Genomic DNA, 7166 nt, shown 5'->3' on the forward strand with positions numbered 1-7166 from the left:
TCTTTCCAAATAAAAAATCGAATAATCCCATTTATTTTCCTCCGCTTTCCAACAGCTGATACTTGATACTTAAATTATATCATAGCTTATTTCGAGAATATATAAACCACTAAATAAATAAGGACCCACCCTGTGAGTCCTTATGCTTTTTGATTCTTTTTATTCGGCATTCTTAATTTTATTAAAGATACTTTCCGTAATATAGGCTCCTGCTTCTTCCTTGCCTGTTCCATTGATAATAACATCATGAAGACTCAAATTGCCGTCCAATTGTTGGATTAGTCCTTGCCATTCTTCTCCAAATTCTTTACGCAGTCTCTTCCAATCTGTAAAGAATAGAAGTGCCTTCTCTTTTTCTTTTCCATCTTGCATGGCTAAGTCAAATGTGAATCCTTCTTTAAAGGTGGTATTGCCATTTTCATCCACCTTTGGCAATTCTCCATGTCCTCTCATCGGAACAATAAAGCGCGCTGTTTTTAACGCTTCGGCTAAATGGTGGAAATACATATTGAATAGAATTTCGCGGTCTGGCGTATCTGGTTTCCCTAATTGTCCAAGGAGATGTAACCAGCGGACCACATCTGGATTCGTTACAGGAATATCGATTTCTCTCATCCCTTCGTAGTTCGGAAATTCGATCAATCCTTCTGCTGCAATTGACGTTTCTTCTGCTATAAATTGAATTCCGCGAGCTCCATCTAATAAAATGACTTCGCTTAAGAAATTACGGATGCCATCTTTATTCGGTCCATTTTCAATGCGACGCAATTCAAACTCTTCATTATCTTCAAATTTTTCTTTGAGATTTTCTTTATAAGCCGCTGGAATTAAACGTACTAATGGCGCAGTTGTATAGTAGCTGCCATCTTCTTTTTTCATCGTCTTTGTGAATAAATAAGGCTCTCCGGTTGTGACAGAATAAACTGCATAAATTTCATCCACTAAGAATAATTTATCACGGGTAATCGTCACTAAATTGCGGATTTTTTCCATGTTTTCAGAACGTCTTTCTTCTGTGTCTTCTGCGGCATTAATGTTGCAATACCATAAAAAAAGACGCCAAATTTCAGCAACATCCGTTACGGATAAGTACACACGGTCAATATCTGAAATCTCGCCATTTTGAACACCTACAAAGGATTCTCCGATAGCGTTAATATAGGTTCCGTACAGATCATTTTCACTAGTGCCTTCTGAATGAACGACTGAACCTTTATAGAGACCATATTGAGCACCATTTTCAATCCATGCTGCAATTTTTTTATTAGAAGCTTCCATCACGCGTCCGTTATTGCCATCTTCTAATGCATATACAGCTGATTTCACAGGTTTGTCAGTATCACTTCCCAATTTAGTAATAATGACTTCATCCCCAACTTTAATCGTTCCTGTGACATACCCTGTAACAACTAAGTCTGGAGAGTCCTTTCCTGCGCTAAATACATTTTCTACCCCAAGTGCAAAACCTTTCTTAGCGTCCTCAGAAGTTTGGCTCCCTTCAGCTGGTGTGGCAGATGCTTCTGCTTTTACCACTTCCTCTTTCACTTCTGCTGTTTCTTCCTTTTTAAGCTCTTCCTGTTTTACTTCTTCTTGAACCACTTCATCTTTCTTTGGTTCTTCTTTTTTACGAGAGAAAAAATCTTTTAATCCCATTGTAAAACCTCCTAATGGTTAATAGTTTTATTATAGCACATTTCATTCATTCTTTACGGCTTTTTCACGACGGCGATGATGTAATGGACGGTTACCGTAGCAAGTGGATGTTCATTACTATAGGCTTTGTCTTCTGGAGTGGCACCCCAGTATAAAGGCGTCATCTCTAGTAAATGGCGATAGGTCGCATCTGTTAACTTCACCGTGTATCGTACCTCTTCAAACGTCACTTGAGGACATTCGGACTGCACTCGCTCTAGAATATCCGCATTCGAATACGTTTGTTTTTCAGGATTGGAACGGTAGAGCTGTTGGCGAAGCTCCGACAAATAATCGTTGCCAGGAATCACTTTAACAAGCGTCCCTCCTGGAGCCAACACGCGCATAAACTCTTGGTAGTTCGACGGCGTTAAAATGTTGAGAAGCGTCCCACAGGATTCATCCGCAAATGGCAAGTTCGCCAAGTCTCCTAAGAAGAACAGCGCTTGGTTTCCAAAATGAACCGACGCTTGATGGATGCCTTCTTTGGCGATATCCATTCCACATAAAGGTGCCTTCACACGCTTAGATAACCAAGATAAATGACTGCCTTCCCCGCATCCGATATCGACAATAAACTTCTCTTCATTTCCTGAAAGATACGGCAAAAGCGCCTCTAAAAGTGGCTCAAAGAACCCACTTTGCGCGAGTTCATAGCGGTGCTGGAACAACTTCGCATCATAATCTGTATTCGCATTTTGCTTCATGAGATGCAAGGTGCCTTTTTTCGAAATATTAAACCGATGCCCCTTCTCACAGACCACGCTATGATTCTCGGCAGAAACCATGGCTTCATGGCAATACGGGCAACGAAATGCTTGTAAATGTTGGTTGATAAATTGCTCGGCCCAATCGATTTTCTTAACGGCCGCAGTTGGTGCTTCCTGATTTGTCATTCGACACACTCTTTCTAATGTTCTCCATTTCAGTATAGCACATTCGGTTATCCCCTGCTGGAATCGTGAAACAAGATAAATCAGTCTGTTTTGAGTTTTTTCAGGAGAGTGCTACAATTAATTTACGAGAAGAAAACGAAAAAATCTGAGGAGAGGGAGAAACTATATGACCCAAAAAATTCCAGTTACTATCGTCAGCGGCTTCCTTGGCGCTGGGAAAACAACTTTAATCAATAAAGTTTTAAAAGAAAAACATGGCGAACATATCGCTGTTGTCATTAACGAATTCGGCGAAATCGGTGTAGACCATCAATTCGTTCTTGACGTTGAAGAAGAAATCTATCAAATGGATAACGGTTGCCTCTGCTGCACGCTTCGTACAGACATTGCCGATATGTTGAAATCCATCTTAATGGTCAAAGAACAAAACGGCATTCGCGTGGACCGCGTGTTATTTGAAACAACAGGTCTTGCTGATCCAGCTCCAATCGCACAAACCTTTATTAATGTGCCATTCTTAAACGAGCACTTTATCTTAGATGCGGTATTAACCGTTGTGGATGCTAAAAACTTCCTATACCAAACAGCGCATCAACCTGAACCAGCAAAACAAGTTGGGTTCGCGGACAAGATTTTCATGTCAAAACATAGCTTAGTAGACGAAACGATTTACTCTAAAGTGATTAACGAAGTTCGTAGCATCAATGCATTTGCGGAAATCCAAGACCTTGACGCACGTCCTGTTCATATGAGCGACATGTTCGGACTTGAATTGTTCTACGCATCTGAAAAGAAAATCTTAGAAATGCAAGAACACGCCGAAGAAGAATATTGCGAAGAATGTGGCCACACACATGCGCACGGTGACCACGATCACGACCATCACCATCATGACCACGACCATGAGCACCACGATCACGATCATGAGCATGAACACGAACATGACCACCATGACCACGATCACGAACATCATCATCACCATAGTCATAGCCACCATAGCGGTATTAACTCATTCGTTATCGAGACTGAAAAACCATTAGTTCTCGCAAACATTAACGAATGGTTGAACGAGCTTGTTTATATTTACGGGCCAGAATTATACCGTTACAAAGGAATCTTAAACGTGGAAGGATTAGATTACCAAATCATCTTCCAAGGGGTTCAAATGAGCTTTGATATCTCAAGAGGTCGCGATTGGAAGGATACAAAACGCGGCTCAACATTGGTCTTCATCGGAAAGAACCTTCCAGAAAACCAATTACGCGAAAGCTTTATTGCTTGTACTGAAAAATAAATATAAAATTGCAGCTGGACCATTGCGCCCAGCTGTCTTTTTACACGGATGGAGGTGAAATCTTGAAAAAATCATTAAAACTCTCTGCCCTACTTGCAGGAATCGGAGTGTTGCTCGTGTTGCTGTGGATTTTCTTTCCTAAACATATCGCTGCGACTCCAAAAGAGCTCTCTTCGACCAATGAAATTTGGGTCATCACCGACCCACACTATTTGAGTCCAGAACTGCATGACCAAGATGTGGCCTTCCAGAAAATACAAAATACTGCTGCCGGAAAAGACCTCGTTTACAGCAAGGAACGAATGGAAGCCTTAGTGGTGCAAGTCGAAAGCGAACGTCCAAAAGTGCTTATCGTGAGCGGAGACATGACGTTTAATGGTGAGTATCAAAGTTTCATCGAATTGGCTGAGTTCTTCAAACGCATCGAAGCGCTAGGAACGACCGTCCTCGTGGAACCTGGGAACCACGATATTGCGGATGGCTGGGCTAGAAAGTTTCAAGGCAACGAGAACTATAAAATCAAGCAAATGACGGCGGCAGATTTTCCAAATGTCTTTGCCGAATATGGTTACTCCGAAGCGTCCTCGAGAGATACGCACTCGCTAAGCTATATGGCCAAGCTCTTTACCAAACTGTGGTTCTTAATGATTGATAGTAATATTTACGAGAAAAACGGTGAGGGAAAAGGCGCTCCAAAGACGGGCGGTGTGATTCCAAAAGAAACGCTGGAATGGATTGATAAGGAGTTAGCAGCGGCACATTCTGCTGGCGTTCAAGTCATTCCCGTGATGCATCACAATCTGCTAACGCATCATGAATTTAATCCTGATGGCTTCGTGGTCGATAACGCTTCGGACTTGAAGGCGATTTTTAATCAATATGACAATGTGACGCTTGGTTTTTCGGGGCATATTCATACGCAACAGATTGCCACAGAAAAGATGTCCGCGGATCGTTCGTATACGGAAATCGTCAATGGGGCGTTCTCCGTTTATCCGTCTACCATCGGCAAATTAACGATGAGCCCTAACGACTATCATTACCAGCAAACGGCGTTAAAAGCAGACGAATGGGCGGCTCAATCGGGACAAACGAATCCGGATTTGTTGCATCATCAGAACTATATGAAACAGGTCTTCGATGACTCGACTCGCATCATGACGCATCAATCTTTATATGATGAATCGTGGTATACCAAAGAAGTGGGCGACGAACTTAGTAGCGTTCTAGCACCACTCAATCTAGCTTATTTCTCAGGAGATAAAATTCCCGAAAGCTATATTTCGGATACCGTTCTCACCTCTAAAGCGTATCAGCAGCTTCAAACCAATAGCTCATCGAACTTCTTATTGAACTACATCGATATGATTATCAAAGAAACAACGCATGCCAACAATCAAGAAATCACTATACCGTACTAAAAAAGGCCGTCCTGCTTGGACGACCTTTTTCGTTTTCTATTTTATTTTCCAAGTTCCTCTAATAGTTCTTGGTGTTTTTGGCGCCAATCTGCCTTCTCTTCTTCGGTAATTTCACGAAGGACGCGGCATGGATTTCCGACCGCAATCACATTACTTGGAATGTCTTTTGTCACCACAGAGCCAGACCCGATGACCGTATTATCGCCAATCGTCACTCCTGGATTCACCGTCACATTCGCCCCAAGCCATACGCTATTGCCAATCGTAATCGGCATTCCAAATTCTGGACCCGCATTGCGCGTTTCGGCATCAGTTGGATGTCCTGGCGTCACAAGCGATACGTGCGGACCGAACATGCAGTTGTCCCCAATCGTAATTGGCGCTACGTCTAGTAATGTACAGTCAAAATTCGCATAGAAGCCTTCGCCAATCGTTGTATGAACTCCGTAGTCCACATAGACAGGTTGCTCCATGTAAATCTTCTCGCCTGTTTTTCCAAATAACTGTTTTAACAACGCACGTCTTCCTTCGAAATCATCAAAGTCCAAACGATTGTATTGTTGCGCTAGTTTTTTCCCTTTAATCGATAAGTCTCTTAGCCCTTCTGTGAGAGACGGAATATACAAGTCTCCTGTGAGCATACGTTCTTTCATGGTTTTCATTTAGTCTCCTCCGTTTCCGCAAACGCCTTTGCCTGAACGATTCGTTTTTCGAGTTCTAACAGGTCGATAAAACGTGCTTGGCGGGCGAATTCTTTATCCCCAAGCGTCAGAATAACCGCTGGCACTGTTAAGACTTCATAGAGACTCGCCACTTCTGGATGAAGAGTGGCATCAATTTCTTCTACCGAAATCTTATACTCTTCGGCAAGTTCCTTTACTCGTGGTTTAATCGCATGACACACCCCACATGTTGGTGTGGATATATATATGATTTTTACTTCGTCCATTTTCTCACCTCACTTCTATCATACCCGATAGTCTATGAATTCTTGCAAACTTTGCTCACGGTTCAATTTTTAGTAGAAAACACTTAACAAACCGCGTCTTGATTGTGTATAATGGAAGAGTTAAGTCCAGATGAAAATCAGAAAGTGAGTGAAACAATGGGACGTAAATGGGCAAATATTGTCGAAAAGAAAACAAAATTAGATGCAAATAACAGTAAAATCTACGCTAAATTCGGGATTGAAATCTATGTAGCTGCAAAACAAGGAGAACCAGATCCTCATTCAAACCAAAAATTAAAATTCGTTATTGACCGTGCTAAAACTTATAATGTACCACGTCATATCATCGAACGTGCGATTGAAAAAGCAAAAGGTGGCGGCGATGGCGACTACCAAGAACTCCGTTACGAAGGTTTCGGACCAAATGGCTCTATGATTATCGTAGATGCCCTAACAAATAACGTAAACCGTACAGCAGCTGACGTACGTGCCGCTTACAGCAAAAACGGCGGGAACATGGGTGCACCAGGTTCTGTAACTTACTTATTTGACCACACAGCTATCTTCGGTGTTGCCAATAAAGATGCTGACGAATTATTAGAACAATTAATGGAAGCAGACGTTGATGTTCGTGACGTTGTTCAAGAAGACGATCAAGCGATTGTTTACGCTGAACCAAACGACTTCCATACAGTTCGTAAAGCTCTAGAAGACTTAGGAATCACTGAATTCACAGTGAGCGAAATCGAAATGATTCCTCAATCAGAAGTGACACTTGAAGGCGATGACTTACGTTTATTCGAACGTATGATTAACGCTCTAGAAGACAACGAAGACGTTCAAAAAGTGTACCACAACGTAAACTTAGAAGACTAATCATAGAAAAAGCAAAATGTAACATTGAAGTGCACCCT

General features: G+C 41.9%; 7 protein-coding genes. 3 read left to right on the top strand and 4 right to left on the bottom strand.

Annotated features, from left to right (window positions below):
- Positions 1 to 159: 159 nt before the first annotated feature.
- Together HMPREF3103_RS00955 and HMPREF3103_RS00960 are read right to left on the bottom strand one after the other, a co-directional pair.
- Positions 160 to 1653, bottom strand: coding sequence for an SseB family protein (locus tag HMPREF3103_RS00955; RefSeq protein ID WP_070436894.1), 1494 nt, complete (start codon positions 1651 to 1653; stop codon positions 160 to 162).
- Positions 1654 to 1706: 53 nt separating this feature from the next.
- Positions 1707 to 2588: a methyltransferase domain-containing protein gene (locus HMPREF3103_RS00960; RefSeq protein ID WP_070436895.1), complete on the bottom strand. Its 882-nt coding sequence runs from the start codon at positions 2586 to 2588 to the stop codon at positions 1707 to 1709.
- 166 nt (positions 2589 to 2754) lie between these two features.
- Here HMPREF3103_RS00960 and HMPREF3103_RS00965 point away from each other — a divergent pair, with 166 nt between their 5' ends.
- Both HMPREF3103_RS00965 and HMPREF3103_RS00970 read left to right on the top strand, forming a co-directional pair.
- Positions 2755 to 3882, top strand: a complete 1128-nt coding sequence (locus HMPREF3103_RS00965; protein ID WP_005606576.1) for a CobW family GTP-binding protein — start codon at positions 2755 to 2757, stop codon at positions 3880 to 3882.
- Between the two features lie 62 nt (positions 3883 to 3944).
- Entirely contained in the window at positions 3945 to 5303 is a 1359-nt protein-coding gene (locus HMPREF3103_RS00970) for a metallophosphoesterase (protein WP_070436896.1), read from the top strand.
- Positions 5304 to 5344: 41 nt separating this feature from the next.
- On the opposite strand, the gene HMPREF3103_RS00975 is transcribed toward HMPREF3103_RS00970, so the two are convergent.
- The gene (locus tag HMPREF3103_RS00975) at positions 5345 to 5965 is read right to left on the bottom strand and encodes a sugar O-acetyltransferase (protein WP_070436897.1); all 621 of its coding nucleotides are present in this window, start codon (positions 5963 to 5965) and stop codon (positions 5345 to 5347) included.
- Entirely contained in the window at positions 5962 to 6252 is a 291-nt protein-coding gene (locus HMPREF3103_RS00980) for a thioredoxin family protein (RefSeq protein ID WP_070436898.1), read from the bottom strand. Before HMPREF3103_RS00980 ends, HMPREF3103_RS00975 begins: the two co-directional genes overlap by 4 nt.
- A 156-nt stretch (positions 6253 to 6408) precedes the next feature.
- On the opposite strand from HMPREF3103_RS00980, the gene HMPREF3103_RS00985 reads away from it, so the two are divergent.
- The gene (locus HMPREF3103_RS00985; RefSeq protein ID WP_039849074.1) at positions 6409 to 7128 is read left to right on the top strand and encodes a YebC/PmpR family DNA-binding transcriptional regulator; all 720 of its coding nucleotides are present in this window, start codon (positions 6409 to 6411) and stop codon (positions 7126 to 7128) included.
- Positions 7129 to 7166: the final 38 nt, after the last annotated feature.

Source organism: Granulicatella sp. HMSC30F09, assembly GCF_001806915.1.
Taxonomy (GTDB): Bacteria; Bacillota; Bacilli; order Lactobacillales; family Aerococcaceae; genus Granulicatella; species Granulicatella adiacens.

Coding starts and splice junctions, on each gene's coding strand:
- HMPREF3103_RS00955 (WP_070436894.1), bottom strand. CDS start 1,653: ATGGGATTAAAAGATTTTTTCTCTCGTAAAAAAGAAGAACCAAAGAAA.
- HMPREF3103_RS00960 (WP_070436895.1), bottom strand. CDS start 2,588: ATGACAAATCAGGAAGCACCAACTGCGGCCGTTAAGAAAATCGATTGG.
- HMPREF3103_RS00965 (WP_005606576.1), top strand. CDS start 2,755: ATGACCCAAAAAATTCCAGTTACTATCGTCAGCGGCTTCCTTGGCGCT.
- HMPREF3103_RS00975 (WP_070436897.1), bottom strand. CDS start 5,965: ATGAAAACCATGAAAGAACGTATGCTCACAGGAGACTTGTATATTCCG.
- HMPREF3103_RS00980 (WP_070436898.1), bottom strand. CDS start 6,252: ATGGACGAAGTAAAAATCATATATATATCCACACCAACATGTGGGGTG.
- HMPREF3103_RS00985 (WP_039849074.1), top strand. CDS start 6,409: ATGGGACGTAAATGGGCAAATATTGTCGAAAAGAAAACAAAATTAGAT.